Source organism: Paenibacillus segetis (assembly GCF_014639155.1).
GTDB classification, from domain to species: Bacteria; Bacillota; Bacilli; order Paenibacillales; family Paenibacillaceae; genus Fontibacillus; species Fontibacillus segetis.
In genome coordinates, this window is sequence record NZ_BMFT01000004.1 from 99,605 (window position 1) to 121,531 (window position 21,927).

Sequence of the window (21,927 nt, forward strand, 5' to 3'; positions counted from 1 at the left end):
CAATATTATTCGATTCTACAAGGCATAATATAGCAAATCATGGTAGGGTGTAATCCTACTAAAGGACTACGAGGTAAATAAAGATGAAGAAAGTGATCAATATCGCGTTGCGATTAGCTTGAATCTCATGGGTAAAATCAGAATGTCAGGTTTATGGAGTGCGAGATAGAGGAAGGGTCAGGCGTAGTGACAACCGAGTAGTACCCATTGGGGCAGTATTATTATCCATCATCTGAGCTTTGGTGCTGCCGCTCTTGGCGATGTCGTCTATATGGATCGCAATATCCGACAGATCGAGTTGCGCGGACAAGTGAGGAATGCAGAAAGCGATGAGGAATAAAATTCTCATCGCTTTTTTGTGTAAGCAATATTCAAGTTTTTTTGTTGATTTCAAAACCCGCCATTGTTGGGTTAATTAATCTTTAAGTTTATTAATTAGAGATAGTATTCGTTTATTCTTTGTGTCTTCCTTTTTAGCAAGTTCAATATAATTAATCTGCTCTCGCTTAATGTAATCAGGCTGCTCTAGGAATGTATTTAAAATGTTGTGCTCTTCAAGGCTTATAGTAATATAATCTGGCACAACAATTTTACGATTATCCTCACATTTCTTAAGTATTACATGAAGGCTATCACCGAGCTCTTTATGTACTGCTCTTCGCATGAATTCATTATAAACAAAATAATGCCCATTCTTTGATGGCAACAACTTATGGTCAAACTCGTGCCCGTCAACGAAGATTTGAATAGGTACTTTACCATTCGTATTGAATATCTCCCTTACTGAATAGGGGAAATAAACCACTTTCCATTTCATTTTTCCTTCCAGCAGCTTTATCTCACTATCAAATTCATACACCATATTGAATGACACTCCTCATTGTTAAGAAGCCAATTTCGATCACTAACGTTATCATAGCCACTTTACTGTTTCTAGGTGATTCGTGTTCAAAATATTGTTGCAATAACCTATATGATGTTGAACATGCCTTATCTGCATTAGGATTACATCTGTTTTAGTTATTTCTTCGTATAGTACACAGGGTTCCAATAATCTGCCGTCAGTAAGTTCATCAAAAAACGCTCGAGCCACACTCAATATATCCTCTACGTACTTCGTCATTTCCCCTTTAGTAGGGTAGTCAGAGCATTCCTTATCCAAGTCTTCTATAACATCCTTACCGAAGTCAGGTATCATGAATTCTTCATCCTTCTGCTGCCTAAACCAAAATTTCATACTGGTTGTAGCATGAAATATCTGCTTCCAGTATTTTTGCTTGGGATCCATCCAAAAATCATCAGGACATACTTCGATAAGATTCTTTAACATTTCTACTGTCGGATCAAACTGTCTTCTTAAGACAGTTACCATCTTGTCACTCATGCTCATCAACTCACTTATCAAAATTTAGAATCTTAACTTTATTCTTGTTTACAATAACCAAAACCTTCCATTTATTAGTGGCGTTTTTGGAAAATTTGTGAAATATGGAACATTGGGTGAGCGATGATATAGTACAGTGGGAGCGGAAGTAACGATCATGCTGTAACATCTGTTGAAGAAGTCTGATTTGATTAAGCTTGCCCCTGAGATCGACTTTTTGCGTTGTGTATAAGCCGAGTTAGCTGGCTTACGAATCTATATAATCTTATTTGCTCTGTTTTGCCCAAATAAGGTTTGGTAGTTTCCTTAGCGATGTAACCTATGAATCTCTGGGTCGTCAATGGATGAGAATATTAGTAGCGATAGAACAATTTTATGCTACTTCACGTAATACCTCTTTCCCACCAAATAGATCGATGCAAACACAAGTTGTATCCGCTATACTGCTAGTTACGAAGGAGGATGACACGATGGGCTATATTGATGAGGTATCGAAGGAGCTGTACAGCTATCTTCCCTCTCTTACGAAGCAGGATGACTTTGATGAGTTCTGGGAGACCAGCATTAGGGAGGCAAAGGAAGTCCCGCTTGACCCGCGCAGGGATCGAATCGATTACCCGGCTCGCCATGCGAGGGTATACGAAATTTCTTATTACGGGATGGATGAGACGCGAATTCACGGTTGGCTGATCATTCCCGCTTTTACGCAGAAGGAGAAGTATCCGTGCCTGATCCATTATCACGGCTTTAACGGTAGCAGGGGGAAACCCTCGGAGCATATGCATTGGGTGATGATGGGAATGGCCGTGTTGTCCGTGGACTGCCGCGACCAGGGAGGACGGACAGGCAACAACGCTTCTTACTCCCACGGCTATTCAGTAAATGTAGCCAGCAAGGGCGTACATAACAAATGGGAATATTATTATCGGTATGCTTATATGGATGCTTTGAAGGCGATCGATTTCGCCTGTGCTCAGGAGGATATTGATGCATCGAAGATTGTCATCGAAGGTGGTAGCCAGGGCGGAGCGCTTGGTACAGCGGTATCGGCTTTGGACGACCGCCCCGTGCTCTCGATGGTAGACGTGCCGAGCAACAGCAATATCGTCTGCCGAATCGAAGGCAATCACGGCGCTTTCGAAGCAGTAGCGGAATATCTGAAGAAGCATCCGGAGCAAACGGATCTTGTAATGGACAACCTGAGCTATTTTGATACGATGAACCTGGCGGATCGCATCACTTGCCGGGTATTAGCCAGTGTCGGGTTAAAGGATGAGACGTGTCCACCGCAGATGTACTTCGCCACCTATAACCGAATCACAAGCAGTAAAGACATCATCATTTACCCTTTTAACGGGCATGAAGGTGGTGGCGCCGGTCAAACGGAGATCAAGCTAAACTATTTGCAACAGCATTTTCCGGACTGGTTCGAAGAATAGATTAAATTCAGGGAAGGCGGTGCTGAAACCGGCGTCGTCTTTCTTTTTTGCTCGGAATATGTCAATAGAACATTTTGATGCAATTGATCGACCCTGAACCCTACATATTTATACTATTACACGAACAACGATATTTATGGACAACGAGTGAGATATAATGGGAGAACCAAGAGTAAAGGAGTCCTCCAGATGCGGAAATGGCTTACTCACCTCGTTCCCTACAAGTTGAAATACCGGTTGTTTGCCGTGTTTGCACTCGTCATTTTACTTCCATTCAGCGCGCTGAACATATACAACTACCAAAAAATCGAATCGCTCGTCCAGAATAAAATCAGTGAGCAGAGCCATGAGCAACTGGACAATCTTCACCGCTCGCTCGAGGATCAGCTTAGTATCGCGTTTAAGACACTGATCTTCTTGGAACAGGATTCGGAAATCAGGCGTATCCTGCATAAGCCGGAGGAACGTTCCGTCTTGGACAACAAGGAGATTATGGAAGACAAATTTAAAGGGCTCAACAACAGCTTTTTCCTGTACAATCCGTCCGTATATTTCACGCTGCTCGACAATAGCGGCCATGTATACACGTCTTTCCCACCGAATAAGTCCCTGAATTATGACCAGATTGCTTCGAACCCGTCGTTCAAGGCGCTGGAGGAGGGCAAAAATTCCTACCTTTGGGTATCTGACGACGCCAATTACGTGTCTCGGGATATCAGCAAAAGCCCAACGTTATTATCTTTGTACACCGAGCTGCGCGACAGCAGAAACCAGGCTTACGGCCTGGCGCGCATCAGCATCGATTTTTCGTTCTGGTTCCAATCTATGCTGCAAAAATCCGATAGCGACCAAGCGTACTTCATCATGAACCGTTCTGGAGAGGTGATCGCAAGATCGATCCCTGATTCTACACTGTCCGTAGGGGCCGTGCAGGAAATCGCAAGCCTGCCACAGAACGGACATTGGACCGATCAGCAATCCGATGCACTCGTCAACTACAGCTATCTGTCTTCCCTGGATTGGTACCTTGTGGACCGAATTCCGCTCCAGCTGCTATTCTGGGAGATCGAAACGCTGAAGAAGCAGTATTTCGTGACCTTTTACGTTATCACCGCCGCGTTTATAGCGGTTGCGTTCATGATTGCCCATACGTTCACGAGGCCGCTATCCCATATGCAACGGAAGATGAAGGAGGCGGTCCGCAAAGATCTTCGGATCCGGCTGCCCGAGAAGCGCTATAAGGGTGAAATTTTGGAGCTGACGCGAACGTTTAATACGATGATGGTTGATATGAACGGACTCGTTCAACGACTTCGGGTCGAGGAGCGGCAGAAGGACGCGGTGCATTTCCAAATGCTACTCGCTCAGATGAATCCCCATTTTCTGCTGAATACGCTGAATACGATGAAGTGGATCGGGCTGCGGGGAGGAAACGAGGAGATCGTGGAAATTTGCCTCTCTCTCGGGAAGCTACTGGAGACAAGCTTAAACTCCGATGTGGACCTGATTCACCTTCGTGAGGAAATCGAGCTGACGCGCGCATTCCTCTATATTCAACAGGTGAGATATGGAAATCGCTTTCATGTGGAGTTCAGCTATGATGAAGAGCTGATCTACGCCCTGGTGCCGAAACTGAGCCTGCAGCCGTTGGTAGACAACGCGATTAAGCACGGTATCGGCAATATGGCTGAAGGCGGGCGGATTCTAATTCGAATGGGACGTAGTCCCCAGCAACCGGACCAGCTTACGCTGGAAGTCGAGGATAACGGCGCTGGCGTCGGGCAGTCGGATAAGGATCAGGGCGAGGGACGTAAGCGTCCAGGCATCGGGCTACAAAATGTAAGGGAGCGGCTGCGCCTGTTGTTCAAGGACAAAGGAGAGCTTGAAATCATTTCGCTTGAGCAGGGTACGCTCTGCCGTATGCATTTTCCGGTGCTGCTGTCTGAGCCGTATGACCAAGGCCGGCAATCCGATATCATCTAACTAACCGCGAAAGGGTGAACGTGTATGTGGAAAGTACTACTGGTGGAAGACGAAACGTTCGTGCGAGAATCGGTCAAGGAGATCATTCGTTGGGAGGAAATGGGCTTTACACTCGCCGGCGAGGCCAGCAACGGAATGGAAGCGCTACCAATGATCAAGGATAATCCGCCAGATCTGGTGCTATGCGATATCGTCATGCCGCAAATGGACGGCCTTGAGCTGCTGCAGGAGACGCGGAAAGCCGGCATTGCATCCAAGTTCGTCATGCTAACCTGTATCGGCGATTTCGAATCGATGCGTAGAGCGATGGAGTATGGCGCGTCTAATTATATTCTGAAGCTGTCCATGAGCGTCAAAGATCTTCGGGAGACGTTGGTGAAGGTCAGCGCGGAGCTGTCGGCTAAGCCCTCCCCTACTGAGCATTCGGCGCGTTTGGCCGTGGTAGCTAAGGAGAAGATCACCCATCCCGAAGTAAATAAAATCATAGACTATATCGAACAAAATTATGACCAGGACATTACGCTCAAATCGCTCGCCCGCTATGTCATGATGGGGGAGAATTACGTTAGCGCCCTGTTCAAAAAGAAAACCGGTGAGACGCTGATCCATTACCTGCATCGGACGAGAATCGAGAAAGCGATCGAATATCTGACGACAACGGATCTTCCGGTCAATCGGATTTGCCAGAACGTCGGATTCATGAACGATAATTACTTCATTAAAATTTTCAAGCGGATGACGGGGATGACGCCGAGCCATTACCGGATGAAGCAATAGAACAAAATGCTTCTCTGTGACCGGCAATAACCTACAACTGCGTATATCTGTTCCATGAAATCATGATTCTGTTACTTACGGTGTTACCTGCTGCTTTGCTATCCTTGAGCTGCAACATACAATTCCTATTTGATGCGGGGGGATTCAATTGAGAAAAAAAGGTTGGTTAGCGGGATTCGTATCGTTGGTACTGATCGCTAGTGTGATGTCGGGTTGCTCCGGCGGTGGAAGCAATGGGAAAGCTGAGTTGTCGGACGCGAAAGCTGCTGGCGCCGTCGTTAAGCTGAAAATGTGGGGAGGCGTTCCGCCAGAAGCCGGGCCGCAAGAGGTATTGGACGACTGGAACAAGGATCACCCGGAAATTCAAGTGGAGTACGTGCGGTACGTGAACGACGATGAAGGAAACCTGAAGCTGGATACGGCCATTATGACCGGTCAGGATGTAGACCTGTTCGTCAACTATTCCGCTTCGCAGGCGACAAAACGGGTAACCTCGGGGGTTGCGGCTGATCTGAGCACACTTACCGACTATAATATCGATGAGAAAATGGGCCCGGAAGCCGAAAACTGGAAGATCGACGGCAAATTTTACGGCGTGCCGACGACAAAAAGCTCATACTTCGTTGCACTAAATAAGGATGCCCTAGATGCTGCTAATCTCCCGGTTCCGAAGGATTGGACCTGGGAAGAGATGATGGAATACGCCAAAAAGCTGAAACAAGGCGACGGATACGGCTTCATTCAAAATACAGAGCCGTTCGTTGACCCAATCGATTCCGTACTAGCCAAAGAAGGCTATACAAAAGCGGACGGGACGTCCAACCTAGATCACCCGCTGGTGCGCAAATGGCTGGAGTCCTTGAACGTCATGATGAAGAATGATGCAACGACGGCACCGCTCGGCGAGCAGTTAACGTCCAAAATGCCAGTCGAGCAAATGTTCCTCAGCGGTGAAGTACCGATGCTGAACATCGGAGCGTGGTTGCTCCGTAGCTCCAACAATTTCACCGATTATCCACGCGATTTCAAAATCGCGTTTGCACCGGTGCCAAGACTGGCAGAGGATGCAGCGAACCACATGACCCGAGGCGGTCTGGGAGACTATATCTCGATCAACGCCAAGTCAAAGCATCAACAGGAAGCGTGGGAATTTCTGAAGTGGTATGCAGACGGTGGTATGTCGCCGATGGCGGCAGGCGGGCGCCTGCCTGCATCCAAGGATGCCGATCAGGAAGCCGCTCTGAAGAGCATGCTGGGCGACAAAGGGGACACCTACGATCAGGAATCCTTGATGTACGTCATGTTCGACAACAAGACGCCAACCTACGTTCGTACCGTTCCGCAGGAAGTCATGGACCTGCGCTCACAGGAATACGAAAAGTACTTCCTGGACTCGCAAGATATTGACACAACGATGGCAGAGATGGTCAAACGTCATAACGAATATTTGAAATCCAATCCGCAAAAATAACATATCACTTTAGATGCTAGACGCACATCTTAAGTCAAGGGACGGCCAAGTATAATGGCCGTCCCATTTTTGCGATTCGATCATTCATTATAGATAGAACAAATTGATGACGAAGTGCCAGGTGGCAAGCTGCACGGTATTTTTTTTGCATCATTTTGTAGTATGAAGACGATGGTTTTGTTCCTTCTCGCGCCCCCTTCCGACTTGCTAGACTGAGGACATCAAATCAAGAAATGAGGGGAAACGCATGACAAACAATTGGATGAGAAGGCAGCAGAGGCTTGGTTACATCTTTATCGGACCCAGCATGATCGGCGTGCTGTTGTTTTTTCTCATACCGGCCGCATACTCTCTGGGCCTTGTCTTCACAGATTACAAATTCATGAATCCCAATGTCGGTTTCGTCGGTTTCGATAATATTAACCGGATGCTGCACGATAAGCTGTTCTACCTGTCGCTGAAAAATACGGTCATCTTCCTCTTGGCGGTACCGGTATCTCTCGCGCTCGGCTTCGTGGTTGCGGTCATCCTGAACCAGCGGATCTATCTGAAAAAGGTGCTGCGCGCTTTGTACTTCATGCCGTACATCACGAGCGGGGTGGCCGTCTCCTTCGTCTGGATGCTGCTGTTCCAACCAAAGCAGGGACCAATCAACGGATTCCTCCGCGCCATCGGCATCGATCATCCGCCGGGCTGGCTGTCGACCACCACGTCTTCCATGTTTGCCATCGATATTATCTGGATCTGGTTCCTGATGGGCTACAACATGATCATCTATTTGGCTGCATTACAAGAGGTTTCGCCGGAGCTTCTAGAAGCAGCGAAAATTGACGGGGCGCGTCCGGGACAGATGCTCCGTAAAATCATCTGGCCGCTCGTCAGTCCCACCTCGTTCCTGCTGCTCGTGACCGGTATGATCATGACGATCAAGACGTTCGGTATCATACAGGCGACGACGCAGGGCGGTCCCGGAAACAGCACGACCATCTTGTCCCTCTACGTCTATCAGAACGCGTTCCGCTATTACGAAATGGGTTATGCTTCCACGATCTCGTGGGCGTTATTTATCATCATCCTGATTATCACCGCGATCCAATGGATCGGGCAAAAACGTTGGGTCCACTATTAAGAGAAAGAGAGGCCTGAAGCATCATGAAAATCAAAAAACAACTGATCGCCGGTACGCCGGGTAGGCTGCTTGCAACGTTGGTCATGCTGGTACTGGCTATCGTGATGGTTATGCCCTTCTTATGGATGATCAGCACGTCCCTGAAAACGCCGGCTGAGGTATTCAAATACCCGATCGAATGGATTCCCTCGAATCCGACCTGGGAACATCATGTGAAGGTATGGAGCGGTACTAAGAGCTTTGGTACCTATTATCTGAACTCGCTGAAAATTTCCCTGATCGGGACGATTGGAGCCACGTTCCTGTCCGCTTTCGCGGCATACGGCTTCTCCCGAATCGAATTCAAGGGGAGAAACGGGCTGTTCATGCTCTATCTGTCCATGATGATGATTCCTCCACAGGTACTGTTCGTGCCGAAGTTCATCATGTTTGAATGGGCTGGTATTTACAATACGCATTGGGCACTGATCCTGCCCGCCATGTTCACGATTTTCGGTGTATTTATGTTACGCCAGTTCTTCCTGTCTATTCCCCATGAGATTTCTGAGTCGGCTTTCATCGACGGGGCGGGGCATTTCCGGATCTTCTTCCGGCTCGTTCTGCCTCTAGCTAAACCGGCGCTGGCCACTTTGGCTATCATCGATTTCTCTTGGCATTGGAATGATTACGAGAATGCGCTGGTATTCCTGATTGACGAGAATCTGTACACTATTCCGCTTGGACTTCAGAACTTCATTCTGGAAAATATGGTGGATTACAACGGCATGATGGCCGCGGCGTCTGCAGCGATCATCCCGATGATCGTCGTGTTCGCGATCGGCCAACGTTATATCATTCAAGGTTTGACCAACTCTGCGGTGAAAGGGTGAGAAGATGAGAACGGAAACGATACAAAGCGATGTAACGGTCATCGGCGGTGGACTTTCTGGCGTATGTGCCGCCATTGCGGCGGCAAGACTCGGTAGTACAGTCGTGCTTGTGAACAATCGCCCGGTCCTTGGTGGCAACTCTAGCAGTGAGGTGAGGGTGTGGGTGTGTGGTGCGACCGCGCACGGCACCAACCGGTACGCAAGGGAGACCGGCATCATGGGTGAGCTGTTCGTCGAGAACCAGTACCGTAATCCGGACGGTAATCCGTACCTGTGGGATTTGGTCATCCTGGAAGCGGTTCGGGCGGAGCCGAACATCACGCTGCTCCTGAATACCGATGTGCATGAAGTCGAGGCGGACGGTCCGGAAGAGAACCGAATGATCCGGTCGGTTACCGGCTGGATGATGGGCTCCGAGCGGCGTATCCGCATGGAAAGCCCGGTTTACCTAGATAGCACCGGCGATGGTCTCGTTGGCTTCATGGCGGGTGCCCGGCATCGGATCGGGCGGGAGGCCGCTCATGAATACGGAGAAGAGTGGGCGCCTGATGAAGCGGACGATATCACATTGGGCAGCACGCTGTTATTCTACACGAAGGATGCGGGGCATCCGGTCCGCTTCGTGCCCCCTTCCTTCGCCAAGGATATCACCAAGACACCGATCCCGGTCAAGCGCGTCATTCGCAGCGGTGACTCGGGCTGCCATTATTGGTGGATCGAATGGGGCGGTGAATTGGATACGGTTCACGATAATGAAGTTATTCGGGACGAGCTGTCATCGGTCATTTATGGCATTTGGGATTACATCAAAAATTCCGGCCAGTTTGAGTCGGGCAATATGACCCTGGAATGGGTTGGCTCCATTCCAGGAAAAAGAGAATACCGCCGCTTCGTCGGTGATTATGTGCTGAACCAGAACGACATCATCGCACAGGAACCGTTCTCGGATCGCATCGCCTACGGCGGCTGGTCCATCGACCTGCATCCGCCACAAGGCATGTATGCCGAAGCCAGCGGCTCAAAGCATATGCATGCGGACGGGAACTATCATATCCCGTATCGCTGCCTGTATTCGGCGAACGTTTCGAATCTGCTGTTCGCCGGCCGAAATATCAGCGCTTCGCACGTGGCGTTTGGCACGACGCGCGTCATGGCGACCTGCGCCATCATGGGGGAAGCAGCTGGAACCGCAGCTTCCCTTTGCACAGTAAAGGGCGTGACCCCGCGCGACATATACATCTCACATCTGCAAGAGTTGCAGCAGACGCTGCTGCGCCAGGACGCCTCCATCATCGGCCTACGGCATGAAGACGAGCAGGATCTGTCCCGGTCGGCGAAAGTAACGGCGTCATCGGTTCGCCGCATTATTGCCGTCGATCAGCCGGATTCCGCCGTTCAACTAAGCCGGGATGTCGCGGTGCTCTTCCCGGTGGATCCGGCAATCGAAGGGCTGGAGCTGCTTGTAGACGCGGCTGAGGATACCCGGATTATGGTGGAGCTATGGGACACGGGACGACTGGAGAACTACGTACCTCACTCGAAGGTGGCCGAAGCCGAAACGATCGTTCCGAAGGGCAAAGCGCAGTGGGTATCCCTACCGCTCGCTTGGACGCCGGATTTGCCGCAGAATGCTTTTGTCATCATTCGTGAAAATCCGAGCGTCAGCTTGTACCGGTCGGCCGAACCGCTTACTGGCGTCCTTGCTTTCGAGAAGGGTGCCATCCCTAACGCTTCGGTGGAGCTAGAAGACCATGACGAGAATCAGCTCGTCGTAGCCTGGAGCATGAAAGTGCTGATCCGCCAGCCGTTCTGCTTCAAGGTTAAGGGTACGACCGAAGCTTATGCACCGGAGAAAGCGGTCGGAGGATACAAGCGACCGTTCGGAGGTCCAAATATGTGGGCATCCAAGCCAATCGGACCGGAGCAAGAAGCTTGGCTGCAATTGACATGGGAGCAGGACATCGCCATGAAGGAAATCCTTCTGACGTGGAATGATGATGTGAATGAAGACCTGATTAACCTTCATCATCATCGTACATCATTCGAAATTATCCCCGAGCTGGTGAAGTCGTACCGGATCGAGGCCCGGGTACAAGGGCAATGGAGTACAGTGGCTTCCGCTGTGGATAATCGGCGCAGGAGCAATCGCATCCAACTGAAGGACGCAATCTTGGCCGATGCGCTACGCGTTGTCATTGAAGAAACAAATGGCACTTCTTACGCGGAGCTAGTGGAAATCCGGGTGTATTAAAAGTTGAGGCAATTTTCACTTCGTGAACATAGCTAGACAAAAGAAGCAACCTCCGTCCAAACGGACAGAGGTTGCTTTTATATTTTACAGAGAGCAAGACCGATTCAATGGAGGGGGCCTTATCCCATAATGACTCGCACGGTGTTTTCGGCTTCCATGTCGGCGGCCGGGATCAGATGGCCTTGAATTTCTTTGCCGTTCAAGATGATATGGGAAACCCCTTTTTGTACCCCGTTTTTGTTTTCCACCTGAATATTCAGCTTCTTGCCGCGGAATTCCCGTACCATGGAGAAGTCCTTCCAGTCGGAGGGAACGCAAGGGTTAATGCAAAGGCCATCAAACTGTGGTTGGACCCCCATGATGCCTTCCACTAAGGAGACCATCACCGTCGAGGCGGTGCCGGTGAGCCAGTGGACATGCGCCCGGCCTTGATATGGGCTGTCTTTGGATTCGACGAACTGCCCGTGCACATAAGGCTCAAGTTTGCGGATTTCCGCCTTATCGTTCATGCTGGCCGGGCTGCAATCGAGGAAATATTCAAACGCGCGATCCCCATTGCCAATCATGGTTTCCGCCAAAATGAGCCATCCCTGCGGCTGGCTGAAAATGCCGGCGTTCTCCTTGGTTGAAGCATTAAAAAGGACCATCCGTGCTACGGGCATCCCGTATTCCTTGAACGGCGGGTAGCATAACATGGTGCCGTATTCGGTCCGCAGATTGTTATACACTTTGTCCATGGAGAGCCTCGCCTGATCCGGGCGGGCTGCACCGCTTAATACGGCCCAGCTTTGTGGATTCAGCCAGATTCGTGCCTCATCGTTCTCCCAAGAGCCGACCGTATAGTTGTCTTCTGTAAACCCGCGGACGAATTGATCATTCTCCCAAGCATGCTTCTGAATGTTAGTATCTAACTCATCAAGCAAACCTTGTGCCCACTGAACATCGTCGGGTTTGTTCTTGTTCTGCGCGATTTCCATGAACACGTTGAAGCCCATGTATAGCTGGAAAGCGACGAATAGCGATTCTCCCTTGGCTCCAAGACGTAAGCAATCGTTCCAGTCAGCGTAAAGCCCGACCGGCATGCCATGGACGCCCATGCGATCCAAGCTGAATTGAAGCGCTTGGCGCAGATGCTCGTAAACCGTGTCCTCGCCGTGATCGGAATAAGGAATCACTTCATCCGTAAAGCCCCAGTTGCCGCTTTCCTTCAAGTATTTGATCACGGTTGGGAACAGCCACAAAGCATCGTCGGCACGATAATGGGGATGGCCGGTTTCCTGTACATATTCCGGGTCGTCTGGTGTGCCCTCATGCCCAGGGTTATGGTCGAATTTCACGAGTGGAAGACCACCGCCGATGGAAACCTGAGCGGAGATCATCAGTCTTAGACGTTCCAGAGCCATTTCATGATCCAGATGAATGATGCCTTGAATATCCTGCACGGTATCTCTATAGCCAAGTCCGTTGCGTAGACCACAGTATTGGAAGGAAGCCGCACGAGACCAGATGAAAGTGATGAAGCATTGGTATGCGTTCCAAGTATTGATCATGTTATTCAGATTGTCGCTTGGCGTCTGAACCTGGAAACGATTAAGCTTGCTATGCCAGTAAGCTTTCAGTTCTTCGAGCTCCTTGTCCACAACGGACAAATCTTTATATTGGCCAAGAATTTCGGATGCGCCTTCCTCGTCATACTGTCCTAGTAGGAAGACAACTTCTTTCTCTTCTCCCGGCTGTAATTCTACGTTAATTTGCAGGGCACCGCAGGAGTTGGTGTTATAGTTGAGCGAATTGGCACATTGGCCATTTTCGACGGAGGATGGATTGCCGTAACTGCGGTAATCGCCGAGGAACGTATCCCGGTCGCCATCATAAGCGGTCACCTCCGCACCAGCAGCCCCAAAAAATCTCCAGCATTGATCCTCGGGAACATTTTCATTAATAGACTGAAGGATCATATTGTTCTTGTAATAGGTCCGTGAAATGAACAAAGTATATTGAAGGTTAACGTTATCCTGCTCATAGTTGTTATGGTTGGTGAATTCGACATATCCAAAGAGTACCAGCTTTCGGGCTTGGGAGCCATTATTGCGGACTTTCAGGCGCCACACCTCGTAGGTTTTGTTCAGGGGCACGTAATATAAGGATTCCGTCCGGATGTTGTCATAATCCGAAACAATGTTGGTGTATCCGGTTCCATGATGGCATACCGACTTGTACTGATCCAGATCCTTGCCTACCGGCTGCCAAGAGCCGGACCAATAATCGCCCTTCTCCAAGTCTCGCACATAAATATAACGTCCTGGCTCATCCATGGAATTGAAATGGTAGCGGATATGCCGTCCGTTTGCGCCAGACTTTACAAAGCTATACCCTCCTGCATTGCCTGAGATGATGGCGCCGTATTCCGGCGAGCCGAGGTAGTTTGCCCAAGGGGCAGGTGTGTTCGGCTTCGTAATGAGATACTCCTTGTTCTTTTCGTCAAAGTAGCCGTATTGCATGACCATTCCTCCTAGAAAGTGGTGATAGCCAGGACCATAAACGCGCGTTCACAACATGGTGCAATATCCCAACCCAATCTAATCATAAGATAGTTTTAAACAACCTAAAACCCCATATTTGTGAAAAATAAACAAAAGGTTATGATATTAGTGAGGTACCTGAATCCCTGAATGCTCATTTCGATTCTTGTATTAGACTGTTTGAAAGGTCTAACCTTGACGATTGTATAGTCAGAATATAAGATAAGGGTGAATTTTTGTAATTAAAATTTAAACTATATGAAGAGGTGATGGGCTTTCAGCCGAGCATGACGTTTATCAACTTACCAGTCAAGGATTTAAAGCAAGCAATAGACTTCTTTACTCAGTTAGGATTTTCGTTTAATCCCCAGTTTACCGATGATAACGCCACATGTATGATCATCAATGACAATACATTTGCGATGCTTCTGGTTGAATCCTACTTCAAGAACTTTACCAATAAAGAAATTGTTGATGCTACAAAAAGTACCGAAGTCCTGGTTTCACTGCTAGCGGATAGCAAAGAACAGGTCAACGAAATCGTAAACAAAGCCCTCACCGCCGGAGGCTCTCCTTCAAGTGATCCGAAGGACCTCGGATTTATGTATCAATGGGGCTTTCAGGATCCGGACGGGCACATCTGGGAACTGAGCTATATGGACCCTTCTTATGTTCAGCAAGGGTAAATAGGAACGATAGACAAGCAGGCTACCTGTCGATTGACGACGGGTGGCTTTTTTTTGTTTTGATTTTTTTAAAAATGATTCAGGATAAAGCGTCATACGTTGATGCATGAATTTCCCTTTTTCTACAAACACTGTGGGAAATAAAGGGGGAGATTTTTCATGTGTCAACGATTCTCCATGGCGGCAGAGCTGCCGGAGGTGCAGGAGCATTTTCAAGTTGAACGAGTAATGTACTACTATAAGAACCGCTATAATGTGAGCCCTACGCAGCATACGCCAGTTATCTTGCAGCAAAATGGGGAGCGGATTCTGGATGAGTTCCGTTGGGGGTTTATTCCGTACTGGGGTAAAGATGCGGTCAACGCGGATCTCCGAAATGTACATCAAAACCCGACCTATCGCAAATTGGTGGATAAACAGCGATGCGTTATCCCGTGCAATGGGTTTTACTATTGGAAGCAAGAAGGCAAGAAGTCCTACGCGGTACGCGTTGTCATGAAAAACCACGACATGTTTGGGGTCGCTGGCTTATACGAAATTTGGAAGGATACACGTGGGGAGCCGCTCCGCACTTTCACCCTGGTCATGACGGATGCCAACCCGTTGATTGACGAATTCGAGAGTCGGATGCCGGCGATTTTATCGCCGGAAGATGTGGCCCGTTGGCTCGACGAGGGTACGAATGATCTCCATTCTCTGAATCCGATTTTGCGGCCCCATACATCCGTAGAGATGCAAGTTTATGCGGTAACGCCGCTGATCGATAATAACATGTACGATACAGAGGATTGCATTCAGGAAATGGACCTGGAGCGGGCTTGGGTGAAGCGCTGATTAGTTGACTCTGGCATCGCCGCTTCAAGTTTGGTTAGGCACCTGGCATCTTAGGGTGCTTTTTTTGTGTTTATCCATGTCGGTTCGGGGTTAATCCTTCAATTTTGTAAAATTATTTCCACATTGCAAACATGCCACTTCATAAAGGGTTCCTAGCTGGACTTTTCCTACCTCGCTAACCGTTTCATGACCGCATATTGGACATGGAGCCACGTCATAATGGTAGTTGCGCGGTACGGGATTTACCCTGTTATAACCGTTGCATACGCATTTTCTATTTACTATGGTAAATAACGTCTTTAAATCTGTGATGTATTCGGTGTTCCATTGGTCGTAGGAATCAAATTCTTCTTTCGTGATTCGATAATACTCAGGTACATCCGCGATCCCTGTTAGAATTTCAAAAACGTACAACCCTTCCAGAATCCCCACGCTTTGATAAGGGCCTACCTTTATTCTCTTATAGTTTTTGTAATCCATAACAACAATCCCCTAAGTTAGAATGAATTCAGATGTTATGATTATATCAAATTTTTCAAGGGTACCGTGGGTTAAGCACGTAGATTGTGGATTTGTTATTTCACTTTTGATAGGATATAAGAAAGTTTACCTATTTATGGTTGACTTTGGAATAGATCATAGGGGGAACTTAAATCATGCCGAACCGCATTCTGCTAGTAGAGGATGATAGAGAAATTAGCCAATTAATTGAAAGTCATCTGAAACAGGAGAATTACATTGTATGTACTGCGTTTGACGGCGAAGAAGCGGGCGTCCTTCTTCAAAAGGAGAAATTTGATCTTATACTGCTTGATTTGATGCTTCCTAAGATGAATGGGATGGAGTTACTGAAGCGAATACGGGAAACTAGTGTGGTTCCTATCTTGATTATTTCTGCAAAAGACAGCGATATCGATAAGGTGATGGGTCTCGGCTTTGGTGCGGATGATTATTTAAACAAACCTTTCTCTATGGTTGTATTAACAGCTAGAGTGCAGGCTGCTATTCGCAGAGTCACTCAATATATCCAAGCGGACAGCAATCCTGATCTTCAAACCATTCAGTTTAAAGATATTATTCTTGATTTGCATTTGTTCTCTGTACAAGTAAGGGGAGAGATCATACAGCTCACCTCCAAGGAATTTCAAATATTGAAACTGTTTCTATCCCATCAGTCCAAGGTGTTCACCAAAGAGCAAATTTATCAATTGATTTGGGAAGATGCTTATTTAGGAAATGAAAACGCCATCAATGTACATATTCGCAGACTTAGGGAAAAAATCGAAGAGGATCCGTCAAACCCTCAATATATTCGGACCGTTTGGGGTATCGGATATAAACTGGGAGTGTAGGGTATGATTGTTCTCCTGTGCATGATCATTGGCGTTATGGCTGTGACGATGGGGTGGCTCTATTATTCCAGAAGAAAATTACATCAGAATATAAATGAAATTACGGACAAAATAGCAGAAATCATCCAATATGAAACGGATGAGAAAGTGCTTATCCCAACCGATCAGAACAAGATTCAACTGTTGCTCATTCAAGTAAACCGTCTATTGTTTTACAAGCAGATGGTTATTGCGGATTATGCAAAGACCAAAGACAGCCAGAAGAAAATGATATCCAACATGTCTCACGATTTAAAGACCCCCCTGACGGTCATTTTGGGATATGCGGAAAAACTGAATCAGGAAAAACCGATGACTAAAGAGGAACAAACGCGTGTCATTATGCGACTGAACGATAAAGTGAATAGTCTCGTCGCTTTGATTAATCAATTTTTTGACCTAGTAAAAATCGAGTCGGAAGACTATGAAATCCCTTTAAGCAAAATATCGCTCAATGAGATTTGTCGGCAAATCGTACTTGAATTTTATGATCTGCTATCAACTAAGGGGCTTCGAGTAGAGCTTGAAATTCCGGAAAAGTCCTTCTATATTTTCGGTAATGAGCATGCACTTCAGCGAATATTCAGTAATTTAATTTCAAACTCAATCCGGTATGGAAGCGATGGTGGCGTGTTTGGTTTAACCCTTCGTGAAGAAGGAGAATTCGTTGCGGTAGATGTTTGGGATCGCGGCAAAGGTATTGCCGAGGTGAACCAGGACCGCGTATTCGAAAGACTCTACACATTAGATGATGCTCGAAATCCGCAATTTCAGGGAAGTGGCCTAGGCCTAAGCATTTCCAAACGCTTAATTGAAGGTATGAAGGGAACGATTCGCCTCAGCAGTTCACCGTTTGAGAAAACGACATTCACCTGCATGTTTAAACAAATGAAATATTAATACTTCGAAGAGATGTTCTGTTGAACATCTCTTTTTTCGTAAGGAACATGTAAGGAATGAGAAAGAGAAAAACACAATTTTTAAATTATGATAAGAGTAACAAATGAAGCGATATAAAAAATTCAGGAGGCTCAGCAAAATGAATAATATCATTCGAACGTATGATCTCACAAAGAGAATAAACGGAAAAACAATCATATCTAATGTTAATCTTCATGTAAAACGAGGCGAGATCTATGGATTACTCGGATCCAACGGCGCTGGGAAAACGACGATTATGAAAATGCTTACCGGGCTCATCATTCCAACTTCCGGAGAAATCATGTTATTTGACAAGAAACTTACGGAAGATACCAAAGAAGGCTTGAAACGCATCGGCAGCATTATTGAATATCCTATATTTTTCGAACATTTAACGGCAATGGAGAATCTTCAGATTCATTGTGAATACTTGGGCTTCTACGATAAAAAGGCGATTCTCCAAACCCTAGACATGGTCCAATTACAAGGAATCGAAAATAAGAAGGTGAAGGAATTCTCGCTTGGCATGAAGCAGCGCCTTGGGATTGCACGGGCTGCGATCACGAAGCCAGAACTGATTGTGCTGGATGAACCGACGAATGGATTGGATCCCATTGGTATTAAAGACATGAGAGATTTAATTCGGGCGTTGAACAAAGAGTATGGCATTACCTTCCTCCTCTCCAGCCATATATTAGGTGAAATTGAGCAGGTGGCAGACAGAATCGGCGTCATTCAATCTGGCAAGTTGGTCGATGAAGTAGCGATTTCAGACATCCGTCAGCAGCGGAGCGATTATATTGAGCTTGTGACATCCCATGTGCACAAATCAGTCTACCTTCTTGAGCATGAGCTTCATATCACCAATATAAAAATAGTTCAGGATGAGAGAATTCGGATCTATGATGTGGGCATATCCATCGGGGAGATTTCCAAAGTGTTGATTTCCCATGATATTGAGATCGAGGGGATCCAGAAACATTCCAGCACGCTGGAGGATTATTTCTATAATCAAATTCAAGGAGGAGATAAAGTTGATTAAGTTATTGGAGCTGGAGTGGAGGAAATTAGAACGAGGTAAAGTGATCGGGGAAATGATTATTTATTGGTTGATTATCATGTTTCTGCCGACCTTTTTTCTTACCGTCGTATTTGCTGATGAGCCGATGAATACGTTCAGCCAGAGTTATTCCAATGCACTTGGACTAATGATACCGATTCAAATGGGATTCCTATTGTTTGGGGCTTCTCTTATCAATCATGTATTCATAGAAGAGTATAAGAATAAGACGATAACTCTTTCCTTCGGATACCCGATTAGTCGAAAAAAATTGGTTATGGTTAAGGCTATGTTTATTGCAATAGTAGTTTTCTTTTGTTCGCTGGTCTCCTTTGTTCTTTCCGGGATAGCTACCTATGTGCTTGATCAGATGCTGGATGTAATTAACGGAGAACCGACGCTGGCAGATTTTATGTCCTATGCTATACGGACGGTTACTCATTCCGTTGTTATCGCACTTGCAAGTTTGATCCCGTTATTCTTATTTGGAGTCTGGAAGAGGGAGGTCATCCCCACCGTTCTTTGTGCTATTGTTCTTAATCAACTCCCTACTATTCACAATATGCTTAATCTGACGATGAACCTGGAAATTGTTTATGTGATCATTAGTCTTATGGGCATGTTAAGTGTATACCTGTCAGTTAAAATGGTGAATAGATTAGGGGATCTGTAGAACGGGTCATCGCAACATTATTTTTTATAGACGACCGCGTTACGATTTATATAATAGGAAGGGAGGTTATAGGTAAATGTATTGAGGGGAAGGTTCAATCATGTCTATGTCAGAAGCGGCACATGTCTATAAAGCAACGGAGAAGTATGTAAAAATCATCGGACGAACCTACGATTACAACGAAGTGCTATGGCTGGCGCTGTCCGGTGGAGGCGTGGAATTTTCTTTTTACGGTAAAAAAGCGGAAATGATTATAAAGGGCGATCCAATCGCGGTAAGTGGGGATAATGAGGCCAGAATCGGTATCTACGTTAACGGAATCCGGGTTATCGATGATATGGTGAATGAGCCTTTGAAACGGTATACCGCTTTTGACAGCGATACGGAACAACAAGTTACCATAAAGGTTGTTAAGCTGTCGGAAGCGGCGCTGTCGACGATTGGGATTCAGGAGATTATCGTGGACGCCAAAGAGGGGATTAAGCCAACCCCGGAAAATGTACATAAAATTGAATTTATCGGCGATTCAATTACTTGCGGTTATGGGGTTGACGATGATGATGTAGCGGGTTCTTTTTCCACGAAGACGGAGGACGTTACGAAGACCTATGCTTACCTGACATCCCAGAAGCTTCAAGCGGATCACAGCATGGTGTCTTATAGCGGTTATGGTATTATTTCTGGCTATACGGAAAATGGGGAAAAGCTCCTCTCGCAGCTTGTTCCGGATTATTACGAGAAGGTGGGCAAGTCTGAGGGGAAATTTGACGGCACAGTTGTCCCGCAATCTGTAAGCTGGGATTTCGGGAAGTTTGTACCTGATCTTATTGTCGTTAATCTCGGGACAAATGACTATTCTTATACCAAGGATGAGCCCGACAGACAGGCTGATTATACCAAACAATACACTGAGTTCCTTAAAATGGTCAGACGGACTAATCCGGGGGCAACACTCCTTTGTGCCTTTGGGATTATGGGAGATAGTTTGTATCCTTGTGTTAAACATGCGGTTAGCCAGTATACCAAGGAAACGGGTGATACGAATATCGCCGTAATGAAGTTTGACGTGCAGTTAGAAGCCGACGGTTACGTAGTCAACTTCCACCCGTCGGAAGTGACTCAGGAAAAGGCGGCAGAAAAATTGGTGGCGCACATTAAGACACTTATGAAGTGGTAGTGGGAGATTACCTCGCCTTAGGAATATTGGGGGGGCTGTCCCAAAAGTAGTTCATTAACCTTCTAACGAAGCTACATAACGTTATTTCACTGAAAATGAACCATTTGAAAATCTAACGAATCCTAGTAACGTTATTCGTTAATATGAACGCCTATTTGCGCAATTAGAGGACAATAAGATTATCCAGATTCGTTAGAGCTTGAGATTGAGCAAATCCGAGCAAATAACGTTACTGTGATTCGTTAGAATGAAATGAATAAACAGCACAAAAGGGGCTCCCCCGTCATCTATGATGACTTTTGGGAAAGCCCCTTTTAAATTTTCCAGTTGCATGGCTACATTTGGTTAATTTACAGGGGTTATACGACTTGTTCACTTTTATCCTTTGTGAATAGGATGTTGAGAAACTGTTAAAAGGAGGATTTATATGACAAGCAAAGTAAAGGTAACTCCGCAATTCACAAGGCTGTGCAATCAATTCGGAAAAATCCTGGGAGGCGAGTCTGAAGTTGATGAAGGCCCGGTTTGTTTTGTCACGCGGATGACGAATCTTAATGAGAAGATCTTGGGCAGAAGAACTCGCTCTCCTTTGGTTCAAATGCAAATGTTCTCGTTCGAGTCTCTTGATAAGTCAGGCCGCGCGTTATGTCTGGGAGAGACTGCCTTACATCAAAATCAAGTGAATCGCTTGATGTCGAATCTCCGGAAACGGGGAATCAAAGTGACTGCCCTTCATAATCACTGGTTAAAAGAAAATCCTCGCTTGATGTATATGCACTGGGAAGCCATATCGAATCCTATTGTATTCGCCAAAAACACTAAAGAGTCCATCGCATTTCTGGGTTGATGAAGATCGGTCATGAAGCTGTTCTTAATTATGAGTTGAAAGGATGAATCTAAAATGGAGGAACAAGTGAAGGCAAGTCCTCATTTTAAAAGATTATGTAACCAGTTTTCAAAGATTCTAGGTGGAACGGAACATGAAATCACCAAAGGCCCGGTTTGTTTTGTATCTAGAAATAGACGGATCAACGCCAAAATTTTGGGCAGAAAGACGACGTCTCCTCTGGTTCGTTATCAACTGTTCTCATTTGAATCTCTGGACAGTTCCGGCCGCGGCCTTTGTTTGGGAGAAACGGCTCTCTTCCAGAACCAAGTTAATCGATTACTCACCAATCTTCGCAAGAACGGAATTAAAGTAACCGCAGTTCATAATCACTGGCTATTTGAGCAACCTCGGTTGATGTATATCCACTGGGAGTCGATTGATAACCCGATTGAATTCGCAAAGAAAGTAAAACGTTCGATTGCTTTCTTAGGCTAATATAGGTTGAGTCCTTTCTGTATGGTTGGATAACCG

20 protein-coding genes are annotated in these 21,927 nt (G+C 46.6%); 16 read left to right on the forward strand and 4 right to left on the reverse strand.

All coding sequences use genetic code 11. The features are described 5' to 3' along the window. Nucleotides 1–415: 415 nt before the first annotated feature. The gene (locus tag IEW05_RS21390; protein ID WP_188541897.1) at nucleotides 416–862 is read right to left on the reverse strand and encodes a YdeI/OmpD-associated family protein; all 447 of its coding nucleotides are present in this window, start codon (nucleotides 860–862) and stop codon (nucleotides 416–418) included. A 51-nt stretch (nucleotides 863–913) separates the two neighbouring features. Next, complete coding sequence (locus IEW05_RS21395; RefSeq protein WP_188541898.1) at nucleotides 914–1,384, reverse strand: DinB family protein; 471 nt, start codon at nucleotides 1,382–1,384, stop codon at nucleotides 914–916. A 344-nt stretch (nucleotides 1,385–1,728) separates the two neighbouring features. Between IEW05_RS21395 and IEW05_RS21400 the strand changes: the two genes are divergently transcribed. The 7 genes from IEW05_RS21400 (at nucleotide 1,729) to IEW05_RS21430 (ending at nucleotide 11,303) form a co-directional block, all read left to right on the forward strand. Then, the gene (locus IEW05_RS21400) at nucleotides 1,729–2,823 is read left to right on the forward strand and encodes an acetylxylan esterase (protein WP_229753640.1); all 1,095 of its coding nucleotides are present in this window, start codon (nucleotides 1,729–1,731) and stop codon (nucleotides 2,821–2,823) included. 189 nt (nucleotides 2,824–3,012) lie between these two features. Then, a complete protein-coding gene (locus IEW05_RS21405) occupies nucleotides 3,013–4,806 on the forward strand; it encodes a sensor histidine kinase (protein WP_188541899.1) in 1,794 nt (597 codons plus the stop codon). Between the two features lie 24 nt (nucleotides 4,807–4,830). Beyond that, complete coding sequence (locus tag IEW05_RS21410) at nucleotides 4,831–5,583, forward strand: response regulator transcription factor (RefSeq protein ID WP_188541900.1); 753 nt, start codon at nucleotides 4,831–4,833, stop codon at nucleotides 5,581–5,583. Between the two features lie 148 nt (nucleotides 5,584–5,731). After that, nucleotides 5,732–7,054, forward strand: a complete 1,323-nt coding sequence (locus tag IEW05_RS21415) for an ABC transporter substrate-binding protein (protein ID WP_229753642.1) — start codon at nucleotides 5,732–5,734, stop codon at nucleotides 7,052–7,054. 247 nt (nucleotides 7,055–7,301) lie between these two features. Continuing rightward, nucleotides 7,302–8,183: a carbohydrate ABC transporter permease gene (locus IEW05_RS21420; RefSeq protein WP_188541901.1), complete on the forward strand. Its 882-nt coding sequence runs from the start codon at nucleotides 7,302–7,304 to the stop codon at nucleotides 8,181–8,183. Between the two features lie 83 nt (nucleotides 8,184–8,266). Then, nucleotides 8,267–9,052: a carbohydrate ABC transporter permease gene (locus tag IEW05_RS21425; RefSeq protein WP_373285854.1), complete on the forward strand. Its 786-nt coding sequence runs from the start codon at nucleotides 8,267–8,269 to the stop codon at nucleotides 9,050–9,052. A 4-nt stretch (nucleotides 9,053–9,056) separates the two neighbouring features. Then, on the forward strand, nucleotides 9,057–11,303 hold the full coding sequence (locus tag IEW05_RS21430) for an FAD-dependent oxidoreductase (RefSeq protein ID WP_188541903.1): 2,247 nt from the start codon (nucleotides 9,057–9,059) through the stop codon (nucleotides 11,301–11,303). A 119-nt stretch (nucleotides 11,304–11,422) separates the two neighbouring features. On the opposite strand, the gene IEW05_RS21435 is transcribed toward IEW05_RS21430, so the two are convergent. Next, entirely contained in the window at nucleotides 11,423–13,804 is a 2,382-nt protein-coding gene (locus tag IEW05_RS21435; protein ID WP_188541904.1) for a glycoside hydrolase family 94 protein, read from the reverse strand. A gap of 290 nt (nucleotides 13,805–14,094) precedes the next feature. Between IEW05_RS21435 and IEW05_RS21440 the strand changes: the two genes are divergently transcribed. Together IEW05_RS21440 and IEW05_RS21445 are read left to right on the forward strand one after the other, a co-directional pair. Beyond that, complete coding sequence (locus IEW05_RS21440; protein ID WP_188541905.1) at nucleotides 14,095–14,511, forward strand: VOC family protein; 417 nt, start codon at nucleotides 14,095–14,097, stop codon at nucleotides 14,509–14,511. 159 nt (nucleotides 14,512–14,670) lie between these two features. After that, nucleotides 14,671–15,345 (forward strand): SOS response-associated peptidase, encoded by a 675-nt coding sequence (locus IEW05_RS21445; RefSeq protein ID WP_188541906.1) that lies wholly within the window; start codon nucleotides 14,671–14,673, stop codon nucleotides 15,343–15,345. Nucleotides 15,346–15,435: 90 nt separating this feature from the next. Here IEW05_RS21445 and IEW05_RS21450 read toward each other — a convergent pair whose 3' ends face one another. Beyond that, entirely contained in the window at nucleotides 15,436–15,825 is a 390-nt protein-coding gene (locus IEW05_RS21450; protein ID WP_188541907.1) for a hypothetical protein, read from the reverse strand. 176 nt (nucleotides 15,826–16,001) lie between these two features. Between IEW05_RS21450 and IEW05_RS21455 the strand changes: the two genes are divergently transcribed. The 7 genes from IEW05_RS21455 (at nucleotide 16,002) to IEW05_RS21485 (ending at nucleotide 21,891) form a co-directional block, all read left to right on the forward strand. Beyond that, a complete protein-coding gene (locus IEW05_RS21455) occupies nucleotides 16,002–16,697 on the forward strand; it encodes a response regulator transcription factor (protein WP_308420461.1) in 696 nt (231 codons plus the stop codon). A 3-nt stretch (nucleotides 16,698–16,700) separates the two neighbouring features. After that, a complete protein-coding gene (locus IEW05_RS21460; protein ID WP_188541908.1) occupies nucleotides 16,701–17,636 on the forward strand; it encodes a sensor histidine kinase in 936 nt (311 codons plus the stop codon). 139 nt (nucleotides 17,637–17,775) lie between these two features. Then, nucleotides 17,776–18,699 (forward strand): ABC transporter ATP-binding protein, encoded by a 924-nt coding sequence (locus IEW05_RS21465; RefSeq protein ID WP_188541909.1) that lies wholly within the window; start codon nucleotides 17,776–17,778, stop codon nucleotides 18,697–18,699. Continuing rightward, a complete protein-coding gene (locus IEW05_RS21470; protein ID WP_188541910.1) occupies nucleotides 18,692–19,390 on the forward strand; it encodes an ABC transporter permease in 699 nt (232 codons plus the stop codon). The genes IEW05_RS21465 and IEW05_RS21470 overlap by 8 nt, the downstream gene beginning before the upstream one ends. A gap of 100 nt (nucleotides 19,391–19,490) precedes the next feature. Then, on the forward strand, nucleotides 19,491–20,567 hold the full coding sequence (locus tag IEW05_RS21475) for an SGNH/GDSL hydrolase family protein (protein WP_229753646.1): 1,077 nt from the start codon (nucleotides 19,491–19,493) through the stop codon (nucleotides 20,565–20,567). Between the two features lie 427 nt (nucleotides 20,568–20,994). Continuing rightward, entirely contained in the window at nucleotides 20,995–21,414 is a 420-nt protein-coding gene (locus tag IEW05_RS21480) for a DUF1259 domain-containing protein (protein ID WP_188541911.1), read from the forward strand. 54 nt (nucleotides 21,415–21,468) lie between these two features. Continuing rightward, a complete protein-coding gene (locus IEW05_RS21485; RefSeq protein ID WP_188541912.1) occupies nucleotides 21,469–21,891 on the forward strand; it encodes a DUF1259 domain-containing protein in 423 nt (140 codons plus the stop codon). The last annotated feature ends 36 nt before the right edge of the window (nucleotides 21,892–21,927 follow it).

What these genes read in the sequence shown, in the direction of transcription:
- IEW05_RS21440 (WP_188541905.1), top strand. Translation starts at nt 14,095, where the DNA reads ATGGGCTTTCAGCCGAGCATGACGTTTATCAACTTACCAGTCAAGGAT.
- IEW05_RS21485 (WP_188541912.1), top strand. Translation starts at nt 21,469, where the DNA reads ATGGAGGAACAAGTGAAGGCAAGTCCTCATTTTAAAAGATTATGTAAC.
- IEW05_RS21450 (WP_188541907.1), bottom strand. Translation starts at nt 15,825, where the DNA reads ATGGATTACAAAAACTATAAGAGAATAAAGGTAGGCCCTTATCAAAGC.
- IEW05_RS21425 (WP_373285854.1), top strand. Translation starts at nt 8,267, where the DNA reads ATGCTGGTACTGGCTATCGTGATGGTTATGCCCTTCTTATGGATGATC.
- IEW05_RS21445 (WP_188541906.1), top strand. Translation starts at nt 14,671, where the DNA reads ATGTGTCAACGATTCTCCATGGCGGCAGAGCTGCCGGAGGTGCAGGAG.
- IEW05_RS21460 (WP_188541908.1), top strand. Translation starts at nt 16,701, where the DNA reads ATGATTGTTCTCCTGTGCATGATCATTGGCGTTATGGCTGTGACGATG.
- IEW05_RS21480 (WP_188541911.1), top strand. Translation starts at nt 20,995, where the DNA reads ATGACAAGCAAAGTAAAGGTAACTCCGCAATTCACAAGGCTGTGCAAT.
- IEW05_RS21455 (WP_308420461.1), top strand. Translation starts at nt 16,002, where the DNA reads ATGCCGAACCGCATTCTGCTAGTAGAGGATGATAGAGAAATTAGCCAA.
- IEW05_RS21465 (WP_188541909.1), top strand. Translation starts at nt 17,776, where the DNA reads ATGAATAATATCATTCGAACGTATGATCTCACAAAGAGAATAAACGGA.
- IEW05_RS21405 (WP_188541899.1), top strand. Translation starts at nt 3,013, where the DNA reads ATGCGGAAATGGCTTACTCACCTCGTTCCCTACAAGTTGAAATACCGG.
- IEW05_RS21395 (WP_188541898.1), bottom strand. Translation starts at nt 1,384, where the DNA reads ATGAGTGACAAGATGGTAACTGTCTTAAGAAGACAGTTTGATCCGACA.
- IEW05_RS21410 (WP_188541900.1), top strand. Translation starts at nt 4,831, where the DNA reads ATGTGGAAAGTACTACTGGTGGAAGACGAAACGTTCGTGCGAGAATCG.
- IEW05_RS21420 (WP_188541901.1), top strand. Translation starts at nt 7,302, where the DNA reads ATGACAAACAATTGGATGAGAAGGCAGCAGAGGCTTGGTTACATCTTT.
- IEW05_RS21435 (WP_188541904.1), bottom strand. Translation starts at nt 13,804, where the DNA reads ATGCAATACGGCTACTTTGACGAAAAGAACAAGGAGTATCTCATTACG.
- IEW05_RS21475 (WP_229753646.1), top strand. Translation starts at nt 19,491, where the DNA reads ATGTCTATGTCAGAAGCGGCACATGTCTATAAAGCAACGGAGAAGTAT.
- IEW05_RS21430 (WP_188541903.1), top strand. Translation starts at nt 9,057, where the DNA reads ATGAGAACGGAAACGATACAAAGCGATGTAACGGTCATCGGCGGTGGA.
- IEW05_RS21390 (WP_188541897.1), bottom strand. Translation starts at nt 862, where the DNA reads ATGGTGTATGAATTTGATAGTGAGATAAAGCTGCTGGAAGGAAAAATG.
- IEW05_RS21400 (WP_229753640.1), top strand. Translation starts at nt 1,729, where the DNA reads ATGAGAATATTAGTAGCGATAGAACAATTTTATGCTACTTCACGTAAT.